Source organism: Erwinia sp. 2186, assembly GCF_057812255.1.
The window spans coordinates 421,925-443,045 of record NZ_CM173824.1 but is presented as its reverse complement, the minus strand read 5'-3'; the positions used below and the strand labels follow the sequence as shown (position 1 = coordinate 443,045).

Genomic DNA, 21,121 nt, shown 5'->3' with positions numbered 1-21,121 from the left:
TTCACAGCCCTCAGCGTTCAGCGCGGTAAAAAGGCTTGTCACCCAGGATGGTGGCCCGATGCATGATCCTGCGCTGCGGCAGATAGTCGGCGTTAGCATAATGCTGCGTGACCCGGTTATCCCAGATAGCAATATCGTTCTCCTGCCAGCGCCAGCGGACCTGAAACTCCGGTTTGGTGACATGGGCAAACAGGAAGTTCAGCAGCGCATCGCTCTCCTTCTGGCTGACATCCACAATGCGCGTGGTAAAGCCTTCGTTGACGAATAACGCCGGCTTGCCGCTGACCGGATGGGTGCGGATCACCGGATGCAGCAACGGCGGGTTCTTCTCGACCGCCAGCTTCCAGCGCGCATGCTCCTCTTCACTGCCACGATGCTTAAACTCCTGAAATGACTTGGTAAAGTCATGCTCGGCCTGTAATCCGCTCAGCAGCACCTTAAAGGGTTCAGACAGCGCCTCATACGCGGCAATGCCGCTGGTCCACAGCGTATCGCCACCCGTTTCCGGCAGCTGTTTGGCCGCAAGGATCGCGCCAGCCGGCGGCGTGGCAATAAAGGTCACATCGGTGTGCCAGTTATCGTTGTCCGGCGGATTATTGTCATGGGTATCCAGCACGATAATCTCTTCCACACCCGGCGCGTGAGGATAAACCGGGTGGATATGCAGGTCGCCAAAGCGGGTGGCCAGCGCACGCTGCTGCTGAGGCGTGACCGGCTGATCGCGGAAGAATAAGACCTGATGGCGGATCAGCGCATGATAAAGCTGTTCGAATTGCGCATCGCTCAGCGGACGGCTGAGGTTGATGTCGGAAACCTGAGCGCCGATATTCGGGCCCAGCGCGGTAATCGTCAGACGTTCGTTCATGAGTGTACTCCGTGCCACGGGGTTAAGCGGCGCTGAAGCGCGCGCAGCCCCAGCTCAAGGGTGAAAGCGATCAGGGCGATGACGGCAATGCCGGCCAGCACCACATCGGTCGCTAAAAATTCTCCGGCGGACTGCACCATAAAGCCCAGTCCACGCGTGGCGGCGATCAGCTCAGCGGCCACCAGCGTCGACCAGCCCACGCCCAAACCAATGCGCAGACCGGTGAGGATTTCAGGCAGTGCGCCAGGCAAAATCACAAACCACAGCACCTGCCAGCGGCTGCCGCCCAGCGACTGGGCCGCGCGGATGCGTACCTGCTGGGCGCTTTTCACCCCAGCCAGGGCTGACATCGCCACCGGGGCAAAAATGGCCAGGTAGATCAGCAGGATTTTGGAGGTCTCGCCAATGCCAAACCAGATCACCATCAGCGGCAGATAGGCCAGAGGCGGAACCGGACGATAAAGTTCGATCAGCGGATCGAGAATGCCGCGAGCGGTTGCACTCAATCCCATCAGAATGCCTACCGGCACGCCGATAATCACCGCGGCAAACAGCGCGATCAGGATGCGGGTCAGACTGGCGGCCAGATGCTGCCAGAGCGTGGCGTCCATAAACCCCTGTGAACTGGCAATGGTCAGCAGCTGATGGAACACCTGCTGCGGCGCAGGCAGAAACAGCGGCGCAATCAGTTTCAGCGCCGTGACGCCCCACCAAATCGCGAGGATCACCAGCAAGGTCGCCGCACTCAGCGTGATCTGGCGGCCAAAGGGCCAACGCAGACGCACGCGGCGTGGCACGGTTTTTTCGGTGGATAACAGGCTCATGAAAACACCTCGCGTTGCTGGAAGACCTGGCCTAAAACGTATTCTCTGCGCTCAATAAACGCCGGATCGGACTTGATGGATCGGCAGGACTCGCCAGCGATATAACGACGGCCAAAGTCGAGAGGCAGTCGTTCAATCACCCTTCCCGGTCCGGGCGATAGCAGGATCAGCTCACTGGCAAGAAACACCGCTTCTTCGATATCGTGAGTGATCAGCAGGATCTTCTTGCCGCTCTCCTTCCACAAGGTCAGCAGCAGTTCCTGCATCTGCTCGCGGGTGAAGGCGTCAAGCGCGCCGAAAGGTTCATCCAGCAGCAACAGCTGCGGGTCGGCGGTCAGCGCCCGGGCAATGCCCACCCGCTGGCGCATGCCGCCGGACAGCTGCCAGATAAAGCGTTTTTCAGCGCCTTCCAGCCCAACCTTCTTCAGCATCTGGCGAGCCACCTCGCGGCGAGCGTTTTTCTCGACGCCGGCCAGCTGCAGGCCAAAAGCGACGTTATCCAGCACGTTGCGCCACGGAAGCAGCCCTTCATGTTGAAACACCACGCCGCGTTCAGCGCCCGGCCCGGTGACCGCCTTGCCATCCAGCATAATGCTGCCGGATTCGGCAGGCAGAAAACCGGCAATCAGATTCAGCAACGTGGTTTTGCCACAGCCTGAAGGTCCCAGCACCACCAGCAGCTCACCAGAATCAATCGACAGGTTGATATCCTGCAGTGCGAGATGCCCTTCATAGCGAGCCGTAAGATGCGAGACCGTCAGCATGGGAACTCCTTATTGCGTCGCGAGAGGTTTAACGAAGCGATCGGTAACGTAATCGCTGTAATCGGTGGCCGCCTGCGGCACCTTACCCTGCTCTTTCAGGAATTTAGCGGTATCGACAATCGCCTTATCGACCGGCTTCCCGAGTTGTTCAACCTGCTGCTGGGCGGTGAGATAGGTATTGCCTTTCACCAGACCGGGAACCTGTTGTTCCGGCACGCCGCTCAGACGGGACAGTTTGCTCAGGTTGTCGCCTTCTTTCAGCCACTGCTCGGGATTATCGAGATAGCCTTTCTGTGCCGCGAGCGCGCTGCGGGCAAAGGCGGTGACCACTTCCGGGTGTTTCTGCGCAAAATCTTTACGTACCACCCAGACATCCAGCGTTGGCGATCCCCATTTCCCGACCTGATCGGAATCGGTCAGCACCTTGCCGGTTTTTTCCAGTTCGTTAACCGCAGGTGCCCAGACGTAGGCGCCATCGATGTCGCCACGCTGCCAGGCAGCAATAATGGCGGGAGGTTGCAGGTTGATAATTTGCAGCTGATCGGGACGGATGCCCCAATGCTTCAGCGCGGACAGCAGGCTGTAATGGGTGGTGGAGATAAACGGCACGGCGATGCGTTTGCCGATCAAATCTTTCGGGGTTTTGATGGTGTTTTTCACCACCATCGCTTCAGAGTTACCCAGCTGAGAGGCCAGCAGAAAAACTTCGATCGGTACCTGCTGGCTGGCGGCTACGGCCAGAGGGCTTGAGCCGATGTTACCAATCTGCACATCGCCGGAAGCCAGCGCACGCACCACGCTCGCGCCGCTGTCGAATTTACGCCAGTCGACTTTCGCCCCGCTCTCTTTGGCAAAGGTGTTGTCAGCCTGAGCGACTTTCGCCGGTTCGGCAGACGTTTGATAGGCTACAGTGACGTCCACCGCCTGAGCGCTAAGCGCCGACAATCCGAGTGATGCTGCAATAAGAGTAAGAGTGAATTTTCCTGCCATGATGTCTTCCGCCGCACGTTATTGTTTGAATAACGCCTTTGTAACCGACAGTGACCATTGCAAGAAAGTAATTAGAAATTATCTGTTATAACCTTTTGTCCTTAGATCAAATGCGGGGTTTCTTAGTCAGAATCCGGGTATAGCCCATAAAAAAACCACCGGCAGAGAAAGTGCCCCTTGAGAGCACCATTCCTGCCGGTGGTTCATATTGCCGGGCGGGGAATTAATGCCAGATCAGCAGCACGCAGGCCGCGGTCAGGATCCCCATAAAGACATTGAATATCGTCCACGCGCGGCGGCTGCGCAGAATACGGCCAATCAGCGAGCCGAAGCCCAGCCAGATCACGCCGGAAACCACATTCACTAACGCCATCCCGGCGCTGATGGCGAGCACCGAACCGCGGTAGGCCTCACCGGCGAGGCTAAAGCTGGCAACTGCGCCCAGCGCCATCAGCCAGGCTTTCGGGTTAATCAGCTGCAGCAGGCCGCCTTGCCAGAACGGCATCGGCGCGGCGGGTGCCGTTTCGGTGTCCAGTTTCTCGTACTTCGCGCTGGCGATTTTCCATGCCAGCCACAGCAGATAGGCACTGCCGCCAATTTTCAGCACCAGATGCAGCGAAGGATAGAGCAGGATCAGTCCACCAATGCCAAAGGCCACCATCAGCAGCATCACCTGCATGCCGATCATGATGCCAATCAGCAACCACAGCGAGCGCAGAAAACCAAAGTTGGCGCCGGAGGCGGTGAGTAACATATTATTAGGGCCTGGCGTGATGGCAGCGACCCATAAAAAGCCTAACATCGATAAAAACAAACTCAGTTCCATATGAAACGGGTGCTCCTCACCCCCTGACCAGAAACGAACTTGTCGAAGCTAGCAATGTGACAGAGATCCTACAAGCATTTTGAACATGAATTTTAATCACTCAGCAGCCGCCTCTTTTCAGCCCTTAACCGGCATGAGCAATGCGCACCTGCAAACGCTTCTGCCGCGCCTGGTTCGCCGTCGGATTACCTTAAAACCTCACTGGCAGCGCCTGACGTTGCCGGACACGGATTTTGTCGATCTGGCGTGGAGTGAAGACCCTGCGGGTGCCAGACACAAACCGCGGATGGTGCTGTTTCACGGTCTGGAAGGCAGCTTTCACAGCCCCTATGCCCACGGGCTGCTGGAAAGCTGTAAAGCGCGAGGCTGGTTGGGTGTGGTGATGCATTTTCGTGGCTGCAGCGGCGAGCCAAATCGCCTTAACCGGATTTATCACTCTGGCGAAACCAGCGATGCCACCTTCTTCCTTAACTGGCTGCGTGAAGAGTGGGGTCAGGTTCCCACCGCGGCGGTTGGGTTTTCGCTGGGCGGGAATATGCTGGCCTGCCTGATGGGCGAGCAGGGCAAAAACTGCCTGCTGGATGCGGCGGTGGTGGTATCGGCCCCGCTGATGCTGGAACCCTGCAGCCAGAAACTGGAGCAGGGATTTTCCCGCGTTTATCAGCGCTACCTGCTCAATCTGCTGAAGCAAAACGCTGAACGCAAACTGCTTGCCTGGCCCGGCACCTTGCCCATCGATCTGACTGAACTCCGGGCGCTGAAAAAACTGCGGGATTTTGATGATGCCATTACTGCCCGGGCGCACGGTTTTCAGGATGCGACCGATTATTATCGCCGCTGCAGCGCGATGCCACGATTGCCTGGCGTGGCGAAACCGCTGCTGATCATTCACGCCAAAGACGATCCCTTTATGACCCGCGAGGTGATCCCCGCGGCCGATCTGCTCCCTGCTTCAGTGACCTACCAACTGACCGAACATGGCGGCCATGTAGGATTTGTCTGCGGCACCTTACGTAACCCGCAAATGTGGCTTGAGCAACGCATTCCTCAATGGCTTTCAACCTGGCTGGACAACTAACGTGATTATTCCCTGGAAAGAGCTCGACGCTGAAACCCTCGATAACCTGATTGAATCATTTGTCCTGCGTGAAGGCACCGACTACGGTGAGCAGGAACGCTCGCTGGAACAAAAAGTGAAGGATGTTCGCCGCCAGTTAAGCAGCGGCGAAGCGGTGCTGGTGTGGTCTGAACTGCACGAGACGATCAATATTATGCCGCGAGGTTCCGTGACCGGTTAGAACGCGGCAGACCGCCATGGCCGGGGTCGATCGATGCCGGTTCTGGCAGCCAGTGACGCGGCGGCCAGGCGGGAACGAAGCAGAACGTCACGCTGATTGACCCGCGTCAGGTTTCCGGCTCGCATCACCGCTTCACCCTCGATAAACACATCGGTGACTTCGTGTCCGAGCGCGGAGTACACCAGCGCGGAAACCGGATGATGGATCGGCGTCATCGCCGGATGATCGGTTCCGATAACAATCACATCGGCTTTTTTCCCCACTTCAAGCGATCCCACCAGATGGTCCAGCCCGATGGCGCGCGCGCCGTCAATGGTCGCCATCTCCAGCACTTTTTCAGCGGTGATAATGGTCGGATCGCGATGGACGCCCTTCTGCATCAGCGCGGCGGTTTTCATTGCCTGGAACAAACTGTGGTTGTTACTGCTGGCCGGGCCATCGGAACCCAGCCCGACGGTCAGACCGGCGGCCAGCATCTCCGGGATTGGCGGAATGCCGGACGCCAGATAGAGATTGCTGCACGGGTTATGCGAAATCCGCACATCGTGATGTTTCAGCGCGCGAATATCCCGCGAACTGCACTGCACGCAATGAACGGCCAGCACATCCGGCCCGAGAAAGCCAATGTCGCTGAGGAATTCCGTATCGCTGCTCTGAAAACGCAGCTGCGCCTGGGCAATCTCAAAGTCGGTTTCCGCCACATGGGTGGTGATCAGCACGCCGGTTTCATTGGCCAGCGCCCGCGTGCCGCGCAGGACTTTCTCATCCAGCGCCCAAATCATACTCGGTGCCAACCCGACTTTGACCCGCCCATCCGCACGGTGATAGCGGTGGATCACCTGGCGGGCATCGGCCAGCGCCGCTTCGGGGGTTTCAATCAATTCGGCAGGAATGCCGTGCTCTTCACCGGTGGTGAGGAATCCCCGACAGACGTGGCCACGAATGCCGCTGAGCTCAAAGGCTTCAATCACTTTGGCGGTCAGGCCTGGCCGTGGATGCGCATACATAAAATCCACCAGCGAGGTCACGCCCGAGCGGATGGACTCCACGCAGCCATGCAGCGCGGCGGCGAAAACATCCTCTTCGGTCAGCGCCACGGCGCTCGGCCCGGTCATGCAGGTGAACCACTTTTTCAGCACCATATCATCGCCCAGCCCCTTCAGCAGCGTCTGGAACAGATGCGTATGGGTGTTCACCATGCCGGGCATAATGATGCTGTCACGGCAATCAATGATCTCGGCTTCCGGGTTCGCCGCCTGCAGCGTTTCCCGCGAGCCGATGGCGGCAATGCGATCGCCGCTGATTAACAGGCTGGCCTGCTGGTAGATATCCCGGTCGGGATTCATCGTGATGATCCAGCCATCAGCAAGAATATAAGACAAGAGGCCCCCTTAAAGCTGCGGCAGCAGTTCGGCTGAACTGACGACGAAACCGAAACATTGCTGCACGTTGTACAGCGTGGCATCCAGGCAATACGCCGGGGACGTGGTCGCGCTGCAGTCTTCCAACAGCAGGCAGTCGTAGCCGTGAAAATTGGCGTCCTGCAGCGTACAGAGCACGCACTGATCGGCATTCACGCCGGCAAACAGCAGCGTGGTGATGCCCATATTGCGCAGCACGCTGTCCAACACGGTGTCCTTAAAGCCGGACATGCGATATTTACTGATGCGGATGTCATCCACTGCCGGCGTTAACTCATCGATGACCTCGGCGGCCCAGCTTCCTTCCTGCAATACCGGTTCACCCGATACCGGCAGCGGATCGCCCAGCCCCACGCTTGCGCCGTCGCCGTTATAGACGTGCAGTAACGCCGGGCTGAGATTGAGCTTGTCGGGCCGGTTTCCCCAGTTAAGCCAGACCACCGGCACACCCGCTTCACGCAGCGATGGCAACAGGGATTGCAGCGGTGCAATCGGCGCACGCGCCGGCGTCACATCGACGCCAATGTGCCCCAGCCAACCCTCGGGATGACAAAAGTCATTCTGCATATCAATCACCAGCAGCGCGGTGCGCTGCAAATCGAAGGTGATTTCTCTGCCACGGCTGAGCAGGCTAACCGGATGGCAGGAAACCGGTGGCCGCACCATGTTGACCTCGCTGGCCGACACGCGCCATTGGTTGTGCGCCGCACTTCCCAGGGGATTCAGTCCTGACATATTAACTCCCGCTTAATACACGCAAATCTTCTTCATCCAGCGCCATCGGCTGGCCGCTGCGGATCAGTTCCGCAAACCCTTCGTTCGGTGTCATCACGGTCAGGGTGTACAGCTTGCCGCTGCCGGTATTGCGGATCAGATGTTCATTACCCGGATGCAGCAGCAGCGCATCGCCCTTGCCGATGGTCACCTCATCGCCATTGCAGCTCGCCACGCCCTCACCTTCCAGCACGTAGAAGAACTCGTGAGCATGGGCATGTTCATTGGGTGGCGTTGCGCCGCCGACGGTAAAAATCTCCACCACGAAGATGTTTTCAATACCGTCCTGCTGCTGGTCGAACAGCACCGCAAAGTAGTTGGTGTCTTTCGGGCTGATGCGGAAGACCTGAGCCTCCGCGGGGTTAGTCAGGCGGAAATTTTTCATCCATTACTCCTTGCGATAGGGTTGAGTTAACGCCGCAGGCTGCACCGTGCGTCCAACGACGCCCGACATGGCGAGGATCGTCAACAGATAAGGCAGCGCCAGCAGCACCTGCGGCGGCAGGCTGCTTTCAAACAGCTGAAGCGACAGTTGCAGCGCATCCGCCGCACCAAAAATACAGGCGGCAATCAGCGCTTTAACCGGGCTCCAGCGGCCAAATATGACGATGGCCAACGCGATAAATCCCTGGCCGCTGACAATATTGTCGCGGAACAGACCAATCTGCGCGGTGACCAGATAGCTTCCCGCCAGGCCCGCGCCCAGACACGAGAGCAGTACGCCCCAGGTGCGAATGCGCAGCACGTTGAGGCCCGCGGCATGCGCCGCCCGAGGGTTTTCCCCGACGGCACGCAGCGAAAGGCCGAACCGGGTATGGAACAGGCCATAGTGCGCAATGCCGACTAACAATAAGGTGAGATACAGCGGCAGAGGCTGGGAGAACAGCACCGGCCCGATGCCCGGCAGCGTGGAAAGACCGGGAATATGGATGGCGTTAAGCATGGCGATGGTTGGCGAAGAGCTGTCGCCCATCACCAGCGAGTAGGTCCAGGTTGCCACGCCGCCGGCGAGGATGTTAAAGACGATGCCAATGACGATCTGGCTGGCATGCGCCCGTAAATAGAGCGCGGCCAGCAACATCCCCACCACCAATCCGGCCACGCCGCCGGCGAGAAAGCCCAGCGCGGTAGAACCGCTGTAGACGGCGGTCATATAGCTGGCCAGCGCACCCATCAAAATGGTGCCTTCAAGGCCAATATTCAGCACGCCCGAGCGTTCAGCATAGATTTCGCCGAGGGCTGCCAGCAATACCGGGCCGGCCAGGCGCACCGCTGCCGCCAGCCAGGTGACAATAAACGCCGTATCGATATGCATCAGTGCAGTCATGACTTCTCCTCCATCAGAGAAGAGTGCGGCGAACGAGCAGGCCAGCGCAGACGGTAATAGCGCAGGATATCGCCCGCGAGGATCAGGATAACCACCAGGCTTTGCAGGATAAGCACCACCGAGGTGGGCAAGCCCGTCTGGCGTTGCATCGCGCTGCCGCCAACCTCAAGCCCGCCATACAAAATGGCGGTTGGGATCACCAGCAACGGATTGAGTCTGGCAAGCAACGCCACCACCACGCCGATAAATCCCACGCCGCCCGATAAGCCTTCCATCAGACGATGCTGCACACCCAACACCGCACACAGTCCCGCCAGTGCGGCCAGTCCACCGCCCAACAGCACCGCCTTCATTTGACGGCTGGCAACATCAATGCCGCTGTAGCGCGCGGCTTTGGGATTGAGTCCGCTGACAATGATTTCAAAGCCCGCCGGCGTCGCCCGGATCAGCCACCAGACGTACAGCGTGGCGATAAGCGCGATGCCTAATCCCCAGTGCGCCCGCATACCGTCCATAATAAACGGCAACCAGCTCTCTTTCGGCAGACGCGGCGTTTGCGGCAGATCGCCCATCGCCCGCATCGGTCCGGAGACCAGATACTGGATCAGGAAAATGGCGACATAGTTCGCCATCAGCGAGATCAGCACATCGTTGCCGCCAAACCGTACCCGCAGATATCCCACCCAGCCGGCCCACAGCGAACCGGCGACAAAAGCCGCCACGATAACGGCGGGCCAGTAAGCCCAGTCCGGCAAACTCCACGGCAAGCCCTGCGGCGTGCCGGCTAACGCCACCCAACTCGCCGCCGCGGCGCCCACTAAAAAGCAGCCTTCAAAGCCGATGTAGCCGAGCCCCGCGCGCCAGATCACAATCGTCCCGAGCGCAATCAGGATCAACGGTGTGGCCTGCACCAGCGTCTGCCCGATGCCACGCACCGAGCCGAACGCTTCGCTGAATAAAAAGCCATAGGCGCTGAGTGGATTGCCGCCGAAAGGGATAAACAGCAGTCCGGCGAGGAAAAAGGCCACCAGCATGGCGCCGGAGGTGGTGATGGCAATGGCGGTTGAGGAGTCGGCGGGTGCCAGTCGTTTTTCAAGCAGCCTGGTCATTGTCGGCTCCTGAAACAAGTTTGCCACCGGCCATCAGTTCGCCGAGCTTTTCGGCCGTGGCGTCTGAGGCATCGAGGATCCCGGCGATTTGCCCGCTGTACATCACCGCCACCCGGTCAGACAGGTTGAGGATCTCTTCCAGCTCGGCCGAAATCATCACGATAGCGCAGCCGCTGTCGCGTGCGGCCAGCAGCGCCTGCCAGACCGCTTCCACCGCGCCGACGTCCAGTCCTCGCGTCGGCTGTTCCACCACCAGTAACTGCGGTTTACGGGCCACTTCGCGACCGAGGATCAGTTTTTGCAGATTGCCGCCGGACAGTTTTCCGGCTTCGAAGTCGGTATCCGGGGTGCGGACCTTGAAATGATTGACGATCGCCCGTGCGTGCCGCGCAATTTTCTTGCGGTCGAGCAGCCAGCCGCGAGCATGGGTAAAGGTTTGCTGCGCGCCTAACATGGCGTTATCCGCAATCGACAGCGAGGTCACCGATCCGACGCCCCGACGATCGGCGGGGATAAAACCCATGCCCTTCGCGCGTCGCCCGGCAGGAGACAGCCCGGTGATATCTTCGCCTCCCAGCCAGATGCGCCCGGCTTCCACTTCGCGCAGATTCAGTAACGCTTCAGCCAGTTCGGACTGCCCATTACCGTCGACACCGGCAATGCCTAAAATTTCACCGGCGGCCACCTTCAGCGAGGCTCGCCAGATTTTTTGCTGACCGGATTCGTCCCGCACCGCGATATTGTCGACGTGCAGCACCTCTTTTCCCGGCCGACAGGGCGATTTATTCACCCTCAGCACCACATCTCGTCCCACCATGCGCCGGGCAAGATCGGTTTCCGACGTCTCGCTGACCGCCACGGTATCGATCATCTTGCCGCCGCGCATCACCGAGACGCGATCGGCTATCGCCATAATTTCATACAGTTTGTGCGTCACAATGATTACCGAGCGCCCTTCGGCACGCAGTGATTTCAGCGTGGCAAACAGCCCTTCTTTTTCCTGCGGTGTCAGCACCGCGGTGGGTTCATCGAGGATCAACACCTGGGCATCGCGATACAGCAGCTTGAGGATTTCAACCCGCTGCTGCACGCCAATCGGCAGATGCTGCACCTTCGCCCAGGGATCGACCGCCAGACCATGACGATCCGACAAGGTCTGCAAACGCGCCGCCGCCGTGCGTAAATCCAGCCGACCGCTGCGGGTCTCTTTCAGTCCGAGGATCACGTTTTCCACCACGGTCATCGGCTGCACCAGCATAAATTCCTGATGGACCATGCCGATGCCACAGGCAATGGCATCACCCGGATCGCGCAACGTCACCGGCTTACCTTCGATAACGATCTCGCCTTCATCGGGCTGATACAGGCCATAGAGGATCTGCATCAGGGTACTTTTCCCGGCGCCGTTCTCACCGAGCAGCGCATGAATTTCCCCGGAAGCCACCTGCATCGTCACACAATCATTGGCCGTGACGCGCGCAAAACGCTTGGTGACCTTATTGAGCGCGACACGGACTGACGGAGTTGATGCCATATCAAAAATCCTTTGCTCACACGTTAGGAACGATGCTGCCGTTATCCAGCTGCTGCCAGATGGCGGTAAACGTCTGCCAGGCCTCGGCGCTGACCAGCTTGCTGTTGTATGGCTCGCTGCCGTAAACCACCGACCAGGCTTTGGCGACCGTTGGCGACCACTCTTTGCCGCCCATAAAGCGTTTACTGGCGACCGAGTGGCCGACTTCTTCTACCATCCAGTCAAGGTTCTGCTTCAGGCTGCAGGCGATATACGCCGGCGCCACGTCCTTCTGATCGGCATAACAGCCGATGGCCTTGACCTTCGCCGCCGCCGCGCCTTGCAGCGCCCCTAAGCCGGTCACATCGGCGGTATGCCAAATCACATCCGCACCGTTGCCGATCAGGGTGGTGGCCGCTTCCCGACCTTTGGCCGCATTGTCATAATCGCCGGTTACCACGCCCAGGCCTTTTACTCCCGGACGCGTTTTCTCCGCGCCGGCAATAAACGCCCGCATCATCGCCTGCTGCGTCGGGTTATCCCCGCCGCCGACAAAGCCCACCGCCTTGCCCTTATCGGAAATCAGCGCCGCCAGCGCGCCGGCAGCATAAGCCGACTGCAGGTAGGCCAGATTGACGTACTCAACGTTGGCAGGTGCTTTGCTGTCTGGCTTGAAGGTCGACGCAAAGAAATAGGTGTCCGGATAATCAGGGCCGACTTCAGCAAAGGCCGAGCCGTATTCGAAGCTGTGTCCGATAATCAGCGAATAGCCGTCGTCGGCATAACCGCGGATAGTCTGTTCCATCTGCGCCTGCGGCACGCTTTCGCTCCAGGCAACGGTGAAGCCCTCTTTTTTCAGGGCCTGTAATCCCTGATAAGCGAGCATGCTCCAGCCGCCATCGGCGACGGAGCCGGGTAATAACAACGCGATCTTAATGCTTTTATCGGCCGCCATTGCACGCTTCGAAAGTAACGGCGCCAGAGCCGGTAACATCACCGCACCCGCCAGCATTTTTGCAAATCCCCTGCGACTTACACCTGCCATTTTTTTGCCCCCTCAACTGAAGATTGTTCAGTTATGCCGCGATTTTCGTTACCTTAAAAGCACATATTTTCGTACTCATTGATGCCTTAAAGGCAACGCAGGAGTTTTGCATGTTGCAACACCGGCTCTGGACCTACCTGGATGAAGTGGCGCGCTGCGGATCGATCCGCAAAGCCGCAGGTCGGCTGCATATCTCAGCGTCGGCAATCAACCGCCAGATCCTCGCGCTGGAGGAAGAACTGGGCACGCCGCTGTTTCAGCGCTTGCCGCGTAAAATGGTGTTAACCGCGGCGGGGGAAGTGTTGATCCACCATGTGCGGCAGACCTTTAAAGAGCTGGAATGGGCGCAGATTAAGATTGAAGAGCTGAAGGGATTACGGCGAGGCGAAGTGACGGTGGCGATGATGAGCGGGCTGGCCGCCAATTTGATCCCGCGAATGGCCGCTGAATTTCGCCGGGCAAATCCGCGGGTGAAACTGATCCTCCGGCAGATGACCACCGGCGACGACATTACCGCCGCGGTGGGATCCGGTGAGGCCGACCTCGGGCTGGGGTTCGATTTTGACCTGCCGCCCTCGTTGCGCATGCTGGGCAGCGCCGTCGGCAGACTGGGTGCGGTGGTTGCTCCCGGCCATCCGCTGGCCGATAAAACCAGCCTGAGGCTCAGCGACTGCGTGCCTCATCCGCTGGTGATTGCCGATAAGTCGATGGTGATCCGCCCGTATCTGAATGAGCTTTTTGCCCGGGCGATGGTCACCGTGCATCCGGTGATTGAAACCAACTCAATCGAAGTGATGCGCCAGGCGGCGATGTTCGATCAGGCGCTGACCTTTTTAACGCCGTTTGATATCGAATTCGATCTGCGCAGCGGGCGTTTGATGTATATCCCGGTACGTGAACTGTCACAGCAGGCACAAACGCTGATGCTGATTGGTCACGACCGGGGCACCAGCGCGATCGGCAGCGTGCTGGCAGAAACCATCAAAGTGATGATGGGACAGATGGCGTAACGGCGTTGCCGCGAAGACAACGCCCGTGGATCTTTAGCGCTGGAAAGGAGGTTGATAAGCCTGCACTTCCTCAATCAGCCGGATCAGGGCCTCAGCCGCCCGATCGGTTTCAATCTTACCGCGTTCAGCATCTGCCGCCGCCGCATTGCCGGTGGTGCCGGACGGATGCAGATCTTCCGCCATCCAGCCAAAGCCGACGCCGCCTTCCGGGGTCAGAATACCGCCCGTTTCCGCCAGCGCCACCGAGGCGGAAACAAAGTTCTGCGCATAGTCCATCTGCACCAAATCCGGGTGCAGATGCAGCATCACGCTGGTTTCGGATTCCCCGCCGTGAATGCCGTGCTGTAACTCCTCCGCGCTAAACAGGTCGGAAGAATCAATGGTGCGGAACCAGCTGGCGCCGACCGCAAACAGGTCGAGTTCGATGCGCAGCTGGCGACAGACGATTTCCATCAGCTGCGGTTGCCCACCATGGGAATTCCAGAAAATCAGTTTACGGATCCCGGCACGCCAGGCGCTTTTCGCCACCTCAAACCAGACTTTACCCAACACCTCATAAGGAAGGGTTAAGGTGCCGGGAAAATTGAGGTGCTCATCGGATTTCCCCACCGGCAGCGCCGGGAGGATCAGTACCGGCAAATCCGCCGGCATTAACTCGACCGCGCGCGCAATAATGCCCGCGTTGATGGCGGCATCCACCCGGACCGGCAGGTGCGGACCATGCTGCTCGACGGCGCCAATCGGCAGCACCGCGATCACTTTATCCATGTCCAGCTCACTGAATTCTCGGGTGGAAAGATCCCACCACCAGCGTGACGACGGCATATTCATCTGGCACCTTCTCCTGCATCATTTTTGTCAGTCTGCGGATATTCGTGGCCGAATTGAAGCAGCAAAAATGCGGCGCAGCGTTGCTTTTTTGGCATCAGAGAGTGGCAAAGATGACACCCGTGCGCGAAACATGGTACCAATGCGTGATCGATGTGACTTTACTCAGGGAGGTATGCGCATGTCAGCCAAACATCCGGTTATTGCCGTCACCGGCTCCAGCGGGGCGGGAACCACCACCACCAGCCTGGCCTTCAGAAAAATTTTCCAGCAGCTGAATCTGCATGCCGCCGAAGTCGAAGGCGACAGCTTTCACCGTTATACCCGTCCTGAAATGGATATGGCGATCCGTAAAGCGCGCGATATGGGCCGCCATATCAGCTATTTCGGCCCGGAAGCCAATGACTTCGCCCTGCTCGAACAGACCTTCGCGGAATATGGCCGGTCAGGCAGCGGCAAATCCCGCAAATATCTGCACACCTATGATGAAGCGGTCCCCTGGAATCAGGTTCCGGGAACCTTTACGCCGTGGCAACCCCTGCCGGAACCGACCGACGTGCTGTTTTATGAAGGGCTGCATGGCGGCGTGGTGACGCCGCAGAACAATGTCTCGCAGCAGGTTGATTTGCTGGTTGGCGTGGTACCGATCGTGAACCTGGAGTGGATCCAGAAACTGGTGCGCGATACCAGCGAACGCGGCCACTCACGCGAAGCGGTGATGGATTCGGTGGTGCGATCCATGGAGGATTACATCAACTTTATTACGCCGCAGTTCTCCCGCACGCACATTAACTTCCAGCGTGTGCCGACGGTGGATACCTCTAACCCGTTCGCGGCGCGCGGTATCCCGTCGCTGGATGAAAGCTTTGTGGTGATCCATTTCCAGGCGCTGGAAGATATCGACTTCCCGTATTTGCTGTCGATGCTGCAGGGATCCTTTATCTCGCACATTAATACGCTGGTGGTGCCGGGCGGCAAGATGGGGCTGGCGATGGAGCTGATTATGGGGCCGCTGGTGAAGCGTCTGATCCAGGGTAAGAAAATAGAGTAAGCCCCGCGGGCACGGGGCTTAGGGCTTTGATGGGATGACTTACGCCGGTAACTCAATCACTTCATAGCTGTGGGTGATTTCCACGCCCTTGCCCAGCATCAGTGCCACCGAGCAATATTTCTCCGCGGAGAGATCGACGGCACGCGACACCGCTTTATCGCCTAAGGCCACGCCGGTGACGATAAAGTGCAGATTGATGTGGGTGAACAGGCGCGGGGCCTCTTCACGGCGTTCGGAGCTGAGCTTCACTTCGCAATCCTTTACGTCGTGGCGGCCCTTCTGCAGAATGGAAACCACGTCGATTGCGCTGCATCCGCCCGCGGCCATCAACACCATCTCCATCGGGCTCGGGGCTTTATCGCCCGCATTTCCGTCCATCAGAACCTGATGCCCGGATGAGGATTCTCCCAAAAACGTTAACCCTTCAACCCACTTGACTCGAGCCTGCATAACAATTTCCTCTAATTCATTCAGTTATCGCCAGATTACGCTTTAGGCAGAAAAACGGCAATGCGGCAATTTTCGCACTATGCTGAAGCGAGACAACACAAGACACTCGTTGAAAGCTGTGCTACAAACAAAGCTGTAATATTTTCGTCAGTACTCTACAGGCACGACGAAACGAATCGCATAACGAGCCAGGCTTTTAACAGAGGCCCGAATAAATTTCCTGATGGGAAACGCTTGACTATTTCAACGCCTGGCAGGGAACTCTGCCCCTGTATTTAGGCACGATTACAACAGAGGATAACAGCGAATGGTTCTCGGCAAACCGCAAACAGACCCGACACTTGAATGGTTCCTGTCTCATTGCCATATTCATAAGTATCCATCCAAGAGCACGCTGATTCATCAGGGTGAAAAGGCAGAAACCCTCTACTATATCGTCAAAGGTTCAGTAGCGGTGCTTATCAAGGATGAAGAAGGCAAAGAGATGATCCTGTCTTACCTCAATCAGGGCGACTTTATTGGCGAGCTTGGCCTGTTTGAAGAAGGTCAGGAGCGTAGCGCGTGGGTACGCGCGAAGACAGCCTGTGAAGTGGCTGAAATCTCTTACAAAAAATTCCGTCAGCTGATCCAGGTTAACCCTGACATTCTGATGCGCCTGTCTGCACAGATGGCGAATCGCTTGCAGGTCACTTCTGAGAAAGTGGGCAATTTAGCTTTCCTCGATGTGACGGGTCGCATCGCGCAGACCTTGCTGAACCTGGCAAAACAACCGGACGCCATGACGCACCCGGATGGGATGCAGATCAAGATCACCCGCCAGGAAATTGGGCAAATCGTTGGCTGTTCTCGTGAAACAGTGGGACGCATTTTGAAGATGCTGGAAGATCAGAACCTGATCTCGGCACACGGTAAAACTATCGTTGTCTACGGCACTCGCTAATCGGCTCTGATCCACGGCGCAACACCTGGTGTTGCGCCTTTTTATTTGGTGTGGAGTGATGTGGCGTCGACTGATTTATCACCCGGAGATCAACTACGCATTGCGCCAGACGCTGGTGCTCTGTTTACCGGTAGCGATGGGATGGCTACTGGGCGACTTGCAAAAAGGGTTGCTGTTTTCCTTAGTCCCTGCCTGTTGCAACCTCGCTGGCCTTGATACTCCTCATAAGCGCTTTTTCAAACGCCTGATCGTTGGCGGAAGCCTGTTCGCCTTCAGCAGTTTCCTGATCCAGTATCTTGCCGGTCACCACGTTCCCCTGCCCGTGATCCTGTTTTCGATGGCGATGCTGCTGGGCGTCACCGGTGAAATCAGCCCGCTGCATGGCCGCCTGCTGCCCGGCTCGCTGATAGCCGCAATCTTCACCCTTAGCCTGGCAGGACGCATGCCGGTGTGGGAACCGCCGATGCTCTACGTGCTCGGCACCATCTGGTACGGCGTGTTCAACTGGGTCTGGTTCTGGCTGTGGAAAGAGCAGCCGCTGCGGGAAACCTTAAGCCTGCTCTATCGCGAGCTGGCGGGTTACTGCGAAGCGAAATACACCCTGCTGACCAAACTCACCGATCCGGAGAAAGCCCTGCCTCCGCTGCTGGCGCGCCAGCAAAAAGCGGTCGACCTGATCACCACCTGCTATCAGCAGATGCATATGCTGTCAGCCACCAACAACAATCACCACAAGCGGCTGACCCGCGCGTTTCAAATCGCGCTGGATTTGCAGGAGCACATCTCCGTCAGCCTGCATCAGCCGGAAGAAGTACAAAAGCTGGTGGAGCAAAGCCATGCCGAAGCGGTGATCCGCTGGAACGCGCAGACCATCGCTGCCAGGCTGCGTGAACTGGCCGACGATATCCTCTACCACAAGCTGCCCGAGCGCTTCACCATGGATAAGCAGCTTCAGGCGCTGGAGAAGATCTCACGGCAGAATCCGGATAACCCGGTGGGCACCTTCTGCTATTACCACTTCAGCCGCATTGGTCGGGTGCTGCGTACCCAGCGTCCCCTTTATCAGCGCGATTTGATGGCTGACCGGCAGCGCCGACTGCCGCTGCTGCCGGCCATCAGAAGCTATTTGTCGCTGAAATCGGCCGCCTTGCGCACCGCCGCCCGCTTCGCGGTGATGCTCACCTTTGCCAGTTCGCTGGCGCTGTTCTTTAATCTGCCCAAACCCTACTGGATCCTGATGACGGTCATGTTTGTCAGCCAGAACGGTTACAGCGCAACCCGCGTCCGCATCCAGCACCGTGCGCTGGGCACGCTGGCCGGGCTGGTGATTGCCGCGGTGACCTTGCGCCTGCAGGCACCCGAATCCATCGTGCTGCTGGTGATGTTAGCCATCACCCTTATCAGCTACCTGTTTATCCGTAAATTCTACGGCTTTGCGATGATTGGCTTTACGGTCACCGCCGTGTATTCGTTGCAGCTGCTCTCGCTTAACGGCGCAGACTTCCTGCTGCCGCGTTTACTGGATACGCTGATGGGTTGCCTGATTGCCTTCGGCGGTACCATCTGGTTGTGGCCGCAATGGCAAAGCGGGTTGCTGCGGCAGAATGCGCATGACGCGCTGGAAACCTATCAGGATGCGCTGCGGTTATTGCTGGGGAATGAACAGGACCCGGTAAAGCTGGCCTATCAGCGTATCCGCGTTAATCAGGCGCACAACGCCCTGTTCAACTCGCTCAATCAGTCGATGCAGGAGCCAGGCTTTGATCCCAGCTATCTGGCGGATATGAAACTGTGGGTGACGCACAGCCAGTTTATCGTCGAGCATATCAATGCCATGACCACGCTGGCGCGGGAACACACCATGCTGACCTCGTCGCTGGCGGAGCGTTATCTGCAGGCCTGTGAGGTTGCGTTGCAGCGTTGCCAACAGCGGCTGGAGTATGACGGGCCGAGCTCAGAAGCGAACGTGCTGGATACGCAGATGGAGTTGAATCAGGGGCCGGTGACCATCCTGGAAAGGCATGTGAAGCGGATCCTGGGGCACCTCAGCGTGATGCACACCATCTCGTCACTGGCGTGGAGCGCGCGGCCGCATCATGGGCGCTGGTTGTCCCGACGGTTAAGGAAGTCGACGTAAGCAGAATGGTGCGGAGAACGGCAGGCGCGGATCGGGAGCTGAGCCACTCAGCTCCCGTTTTTGTCGGTTAAGACAGGACTTTTTCGACGGCTTTGGCGAAGCGCGCCATGCCTTCTTCAATGTCGGTCGGCTCAATCACCAGCGAGGGCGCAAAGCGGATCACATCGGTACCGGCATTCAGGATCATCACCCCTTCAGCGGCGGCGGCATTCAGAATATCGCGCGCTTTGCCCGCATGTTGTGGCTTCAGCGCCGCACCAATCAGCAACCCTTTACCGCGAATGTCGCTGAAGAGATCCAGCTTCGCGTCCAGCGCTTTCAGCGCGGTGACAAACTGCTCACGACGCGTTTCCACCCCGCTCAACACCGCTTCGGTATTGATGATATCCAGCGCGGCTTCGGCAATGGCACAGGCCAGCGGATTTCCGCCGTAGGTGGTGCCGTGCACGCCTGGCGACATGGTGGAGGCAATTTCGTTGGTGGTCAGCATCGCACTGACCGGGAAACCGCCGCCCAGCGCTTTCGCGGTGCTGAGGATATCGGGCGTCACGCCGTAATGCTCATAGGCGAACAGCTTGCCGCTGCGACCCATACCGCTCTGCACCTCATCCAGTACCAGCAACGCCTGATGTTCGTCACAGAGTTTGCGCAGCCCCTGCATAAATTCAACGGTCGCGGGCATCACGCCGCCTTCACCCTGAATCGGCTCAACCACGATGGCGCAGGTGTGATCGTCAATGACCGCTTTGACCGCATCCAGGTCATTGAACGGCACATGCACGATATCGGCAGGTTTCGGGCCAAAGCCGTCAGAATATTTCGGCTGGCCACCGACAGAAACGGTAAACAGCGTGCGGCCATGGAAGCCGTTGTGGAAAGCGATGATTTTGCTTTTGTACGGCGAATGGCGTTTAGAGGCGTAATAGCGGGCCAGCTTGAAGGCGGCTTCATTGGCTTCAGCACCGGAGTTTGCGAAGAACACGCGCTCGGCGAAGGTGGCGGCGATCAGCTTGCTGGCAAGGCGCAGTGCGGGTTCGTTAGTGAACACATTGCTGGTGTGCCAGAGGGTTTCACCCTGCGTTTTTAACGCTTCCACCAGCACCGGATGGCAATGTCCCAGCGCGGTGACCGCAATCCCACCGGAAAAATCGATGTACTCTTTGCCCTGCTGATCCCAGACACGGCTCCCTTTGCCTTTCACTGGCACAAACTGCGCTGGTGCATAAACAGGCAATATCACTTCATCAAATGTCGCCCGCGTTACCGCTAATTTATCCGCTGCCATTGACTACCTCATCATTTGTAACGTTGCAGGAAAGTGAAATTATAATCATAAAATATGCATAATAAATCACTCAAAGGCAATTTATTTACGCGCGAGAAAATTCGCCAGCAGCTGATGCCCTTGCTCGCTAAGGATACTTTCCGGATGGAACTGCACGCCCTGCAGCGGCAAATGGCGATGGCGGAAGCCCATAATCTCGTCCGGTTGCCCGTCTGCGAGGGTCCAGGCGGTGATTTCAAAATCATCGGGCAGCGAGCCGTTTTCCACAATCAACGAATGGTAGCGGGTGACGGTGAGCGGATGATTCAGCCCGGCAAACACGCCGCCATCGTTGTGTTCAATGGCGGAGACTTTCCCGTGCATCACTTCGCGCGCCCGCACCACGCGCGCGCCAAACGCCTGGGCAATCGCCTGATGCCCCAGGCAGACGCCCAGAATCGGCAGCTTTCCGGCGAAGGCGCGGATAGCCGACAGAGAAATCCCCGCGTCGTCAGGCGTGCAGGGCCCCGGAGAAATCACCAAATGTTCGGGCTGTAGCGCCGCGATCTGCTCAAGGGTGATCCGATCATTCCTGTGGACTTCAACCTCGGCGCCCAGCTCGCAAAAGTACTGGTAAAGGTTCCAGGTAAATGAGTCGTAGTTGTCGATAAGCAGTAGCATGGTG

The 21,121-nt window shown here is 58.1% G+C and carries 22 protein-coding genes; 6 read left to right on the top strand and 16 right to left on the bottom strand.

Annotation, left to right across the window (positions count from 1 at the left end; translation table 11 throughout):
- Nucleotides 1-10: 10 nt before the first annotated feature.
- The 5 genes from tauD to ACXKZG_RS01970 form a co-directional block, all read right to left on the bottom strand.
- Complete coding sequence (gene tauD, locus ACXKZG_RS01990) at nt 11-865, bottom strand: taurine dioxygenase (RefSeq protein ID WP_105760332.1); 855 nt, start codon at nt 863-865, stop codon at nt 11-13.
- Nucleotides 862-1,689, bottom strand: coding sequence for a taurine ABC transporter permease TauC (gene tauC / locus ACXKZG_RS01985; protein ID WP_488875630.1), 828 nt, complete (start codon nt 1,687-1,689; stop codon nt 862-864). The genes tauD and tauC overlap by 4 nt, the downstream gene beginning before the upstream one ends.
- On the bottom strand, nt 1,686-2,453 hold the full coding sequence (gene tauB / locus ACXKZG_RS01980) for a taurine ABC transporter ATP-binding subunit (protein WP_013204159.1): 768 nt from the start codon (nt 2,451-2,453) through the stop codon (nt 1,686-1,688). The genes tauC and tauB overlap by 4 nt, the downstream gene beginning before the upstream one ends.
- 9 nt (nt 2,454-2,462) lie before the next feature.
- Nucleotides 2,463-3,443, bottom strand: coding sequence for a taurine ABC transporter substrate-binding protein (gene tauA, locus ACXKZG_RS01975; protein ID WP_013204160.1), 981 nt, complete (start codon nt 3,441-3,443; stop codon nt 2,463-2,465).
- A 223-nt stretch (nt 3,444-3,666) separates the two neighbouring features.
- Nucleotides 3,667-4,269, bottom strand: coding sequence for a LysE family translocator (locus ACXKZG_RS01970; RefSeq protein WP_013204161.1), 603 nt, complete (start codon nt 4,267-4,269; stop codon nt 3,667-3,669).
- A gap of 85 nt (nt 4,270-4,354) precedes the next feature.
- Here ACXKZG_RS01970 and ACXKZG_RS01965 point away from each other — a divergent pair, with 85 nt between their 5' ends.
- The gene (locus ACXKZG_RS01965; protein ID WP_013204162.1) at nt 4,355-5,347 is read left to right on the top strand and encodes a hydrolase; all 993 of its coding nucleotides are present in this window, start codon (nt 4,355-4,357) and stop codon (nt 5,345-5,347) included.
- A 1-nt stretch (nt 5,348) separates the two neighbouring features.
- Entirely contained in the window at nt 5,349-5,567 is a 219-nt protein-coding gene (locus ACXKZG_RS01960) for a YheU family protein (protein WP_151036428.1), read from the top strand.
- Here the strand turns inward: ACXKZG_RS01960 and ACXKZG_RS01955 are convergent.
- The 7 genes from ACXKZG_RS01955 to ACXKZG_RS01925 are packed head-to-tail and all read right to left on the bottom strand — an operon-like array spanning nt 5,564 to nt 12,756.
- The gene (locus ACXKZG_RS01955) at nt 5,564-6,949 is read right to left on the bottom strand and encodes an amidohydrolase family protein (protein WP_488875629.1); all 1,386 of its coding nucleotides are present in this window, start codon (nt 6,947-6,949) and stop codon (nt 5,564-5,566) included. The two genes, ACXKZG_RS01960 and ACXKZG_RS01955, sit on opposite strands and share 4 nt — an antisense overlap.
- A 9-nt stretch (nt 6,950-6,958) precedes the next feature.
- A complete protein-coding gene (locus ACXKZG_RS01950) occupies nt 6,959-7,723 on the bottom strand; it encodes a cysteine hydrolase family protein (protein ID WP_013204165.1) in 765 nt (254 codons plus the stop codon).
- Between the two features lies 1 nt (nt 7,724).
- Nucleotides 7,725-8,147 carry a cupin domain-containing protein gene (locus ACXKZG_RS01945; protein WP_053141563.1) on the bottom strand — a complete coding sequence of 141 codons (423 nt, stop codon included), beginning with the start codon at nt 8,145-8,147 and terminating at the stop codon, nt 7,725-7,727.
- Nucleotides 8,148-8,150: 3 nt separating this feature from the next.
- On the bottom strand, nt 8,151-9,089 hold the full coding sequence (locus ACXKZG_RS01940; RefSeq protein WP_488875628.1) for an ABC transporter permease: 939 nt from the start codon (nt 9,087-9,089) through the stop codon (nt 8,151-8,153).
- On the bottom strand, nt 9,086-10,198 hold the full coding sequence (locus ACXKZG_RS01935) for an ABC transporter permease (RefSeq protein ID WP_041692143.1): 1,113 nt from the start codon (nt 10,196-10,198) through the stop codon (nt 9,086-9,088). The genes ACXKZG_RS01940 and ACXKZG_RS01935 overlap by 4 nt, the downstream gene beginning before the upstream one ends.
- On the bottom strand, nt 10,182-11,732 hold the full coding sequence (locus tag ACXKZG_RS01930) for an ABC transporter ATP-binding protein (protein ID WP_488875627.1): 1,551 nt from the start codon (nt 11,730-11,732) through the stop codon (nt 10,182-10,184). Before ACXKZG_RS01930 ends, ACXKZG_RS01935 begins: the two co-directional genes overlap by 17 nt.
- 16 nt (nt 11,733-11,748) lie before the next feature.
- A complete protein-coding gene (locus tag ACXKZG_RS01925; protein WP_488875626.1) occupies nt 11,749-12,756 on the bottom strand; it encodes a BMP family protein in 1,008 nt (335 codons plus the stop codon).
- Between the two features lie 110 nt (nt 12,757-12,866).
- Between ACXKZG_RS01925 and ACXKZG_RS01920 the strand changes: the two genes are divergently transcribed.
- A complete protein-coding gene (locus ACXKZG_RS01920) occupies nt 12,867-13,766 on the top strand; it encodes a LysR family transcriptional regulator (RefSeq protein WP_013204171.1) in 900 nt (299 codons plus the stop codon).
- A 33-nt stretch (nt 13,767-13,799) separates the two neighbouring features.
- Here the strand turns inward: ACXKZG_RS01920 and ACXKZG_RS01915 are convergent, their stop codons facing one another.
- Nucleotides 13,800-14,597, bottom strand: coding sequence for a creatininase family protein (locus ACXKZG_RS01915; RefSeq protein ID WP_013204172.1), 798 nt, complete (start codon nt 14,595-14,597; stop codon nt 13,800-13,802).
- 178 nt (nt 14,598-14,775) lie between these two features.
- Here ACXKZG_RS01915 and ACXKZG_RS01910 point away from each other — a divergent pair, with 178 nt between their 5' ends.
- Nucleotides 14,776-15,645, top strand: a complete 870-nt coding sequence (locus tag ACXKZG_RS01910) for a phosphoribulokinase (protein WP_013204173.1) — start codon at nt 14,776-14,778, stop codon at nt 15,643-15,645.
- A gap of 39 nt (nt 15,646-15,684) precedes the next feature.
- On the opposite strand, the gene ACXKZG_RS01905 is transcribed toward ACXKZG_RS01910, so the two are convergent.
- Entirely contained in the window at nt 15,685-16,095 is a 411-nt protein-coding gene (locus ACXKZG_RS01905; RefSeq protein ID WP_013204174.1) for an OsmC family protein, read from the bottom strand.
- A gap of 307 nt (nt 16,096-16,402) precedes the next feature.
- On the opposite strand from ACXKZG_RS01905, the gene crp reads away from it, so the two are divergent.
- Both crp and ACXKZG_RS01895 read left to right on the top strand, forming a co-directional pair.
- Nucleotides 16,403-17,035: a cAMP-activated global transcriptional regulator CRP gene (crp, locus tag ACXKZG_RS01900; protein ID WP_005969523.1), complete on the top strand. Its 633-nt coding sequence runs from the start codon at nt 16,403-16,405 to the stop codon at nt 17,033-17,035.
- A 58-nt stretch (nt 17,036-17,093) separates the two neighbouring features.
- The gene (locus ACXKZG_RS01895) at nt 17,094-19,172 is read left to right on the top strand and encodes a YccS/YhfK family putative transporter (RefSeq protein WP_134822900.1); all 2,079 of its coding nucleotides are present in this window, start codon (nt 17,094-17,096) and stop codon (nt 19,170-19,172) included.
- A 67-nt stretch (nt 19,173-19,239) separates the two neighbouring features.
- On the opposite strand, the gene argD is transcribed toward ACXKZG_RS01895, so the two are convergent.
- Together argD and ACXKZG_RS01885 are read right to left on the bottom strand one after the other, a co-directional pair.
- Nucleotides 19,240-20,457 carry a bifunctional acetylornithine/succinyldiaminopimelate transaminase gene (argD, locus tag ACXKZG_RS01890; RefSeq protein WP_013204176.1) on the bottom strand — a complete coding sequence of 406 codons (1,218 nt, stop codon included), beginning with the start codon at nt 20,455-20,457 and terminating at the stop codon, nt 19,240-19,242.
- 81 nt (nt 20,458-20,538) lie between these two features.
- Nucleotides 20,539-21,117, bottom strand: coding sequence for an aminodeoxychorismate synthase component II (locus ACXKZG_RS01885; RefSeq protein WP_013204177.1), 579 nt, complete (start codon nt 21,115-21,117; stop codon nt 20,539-20,541).
- Between the last annotated feature and the right edge of the window lie 4 nt (nt 21,118-21,121).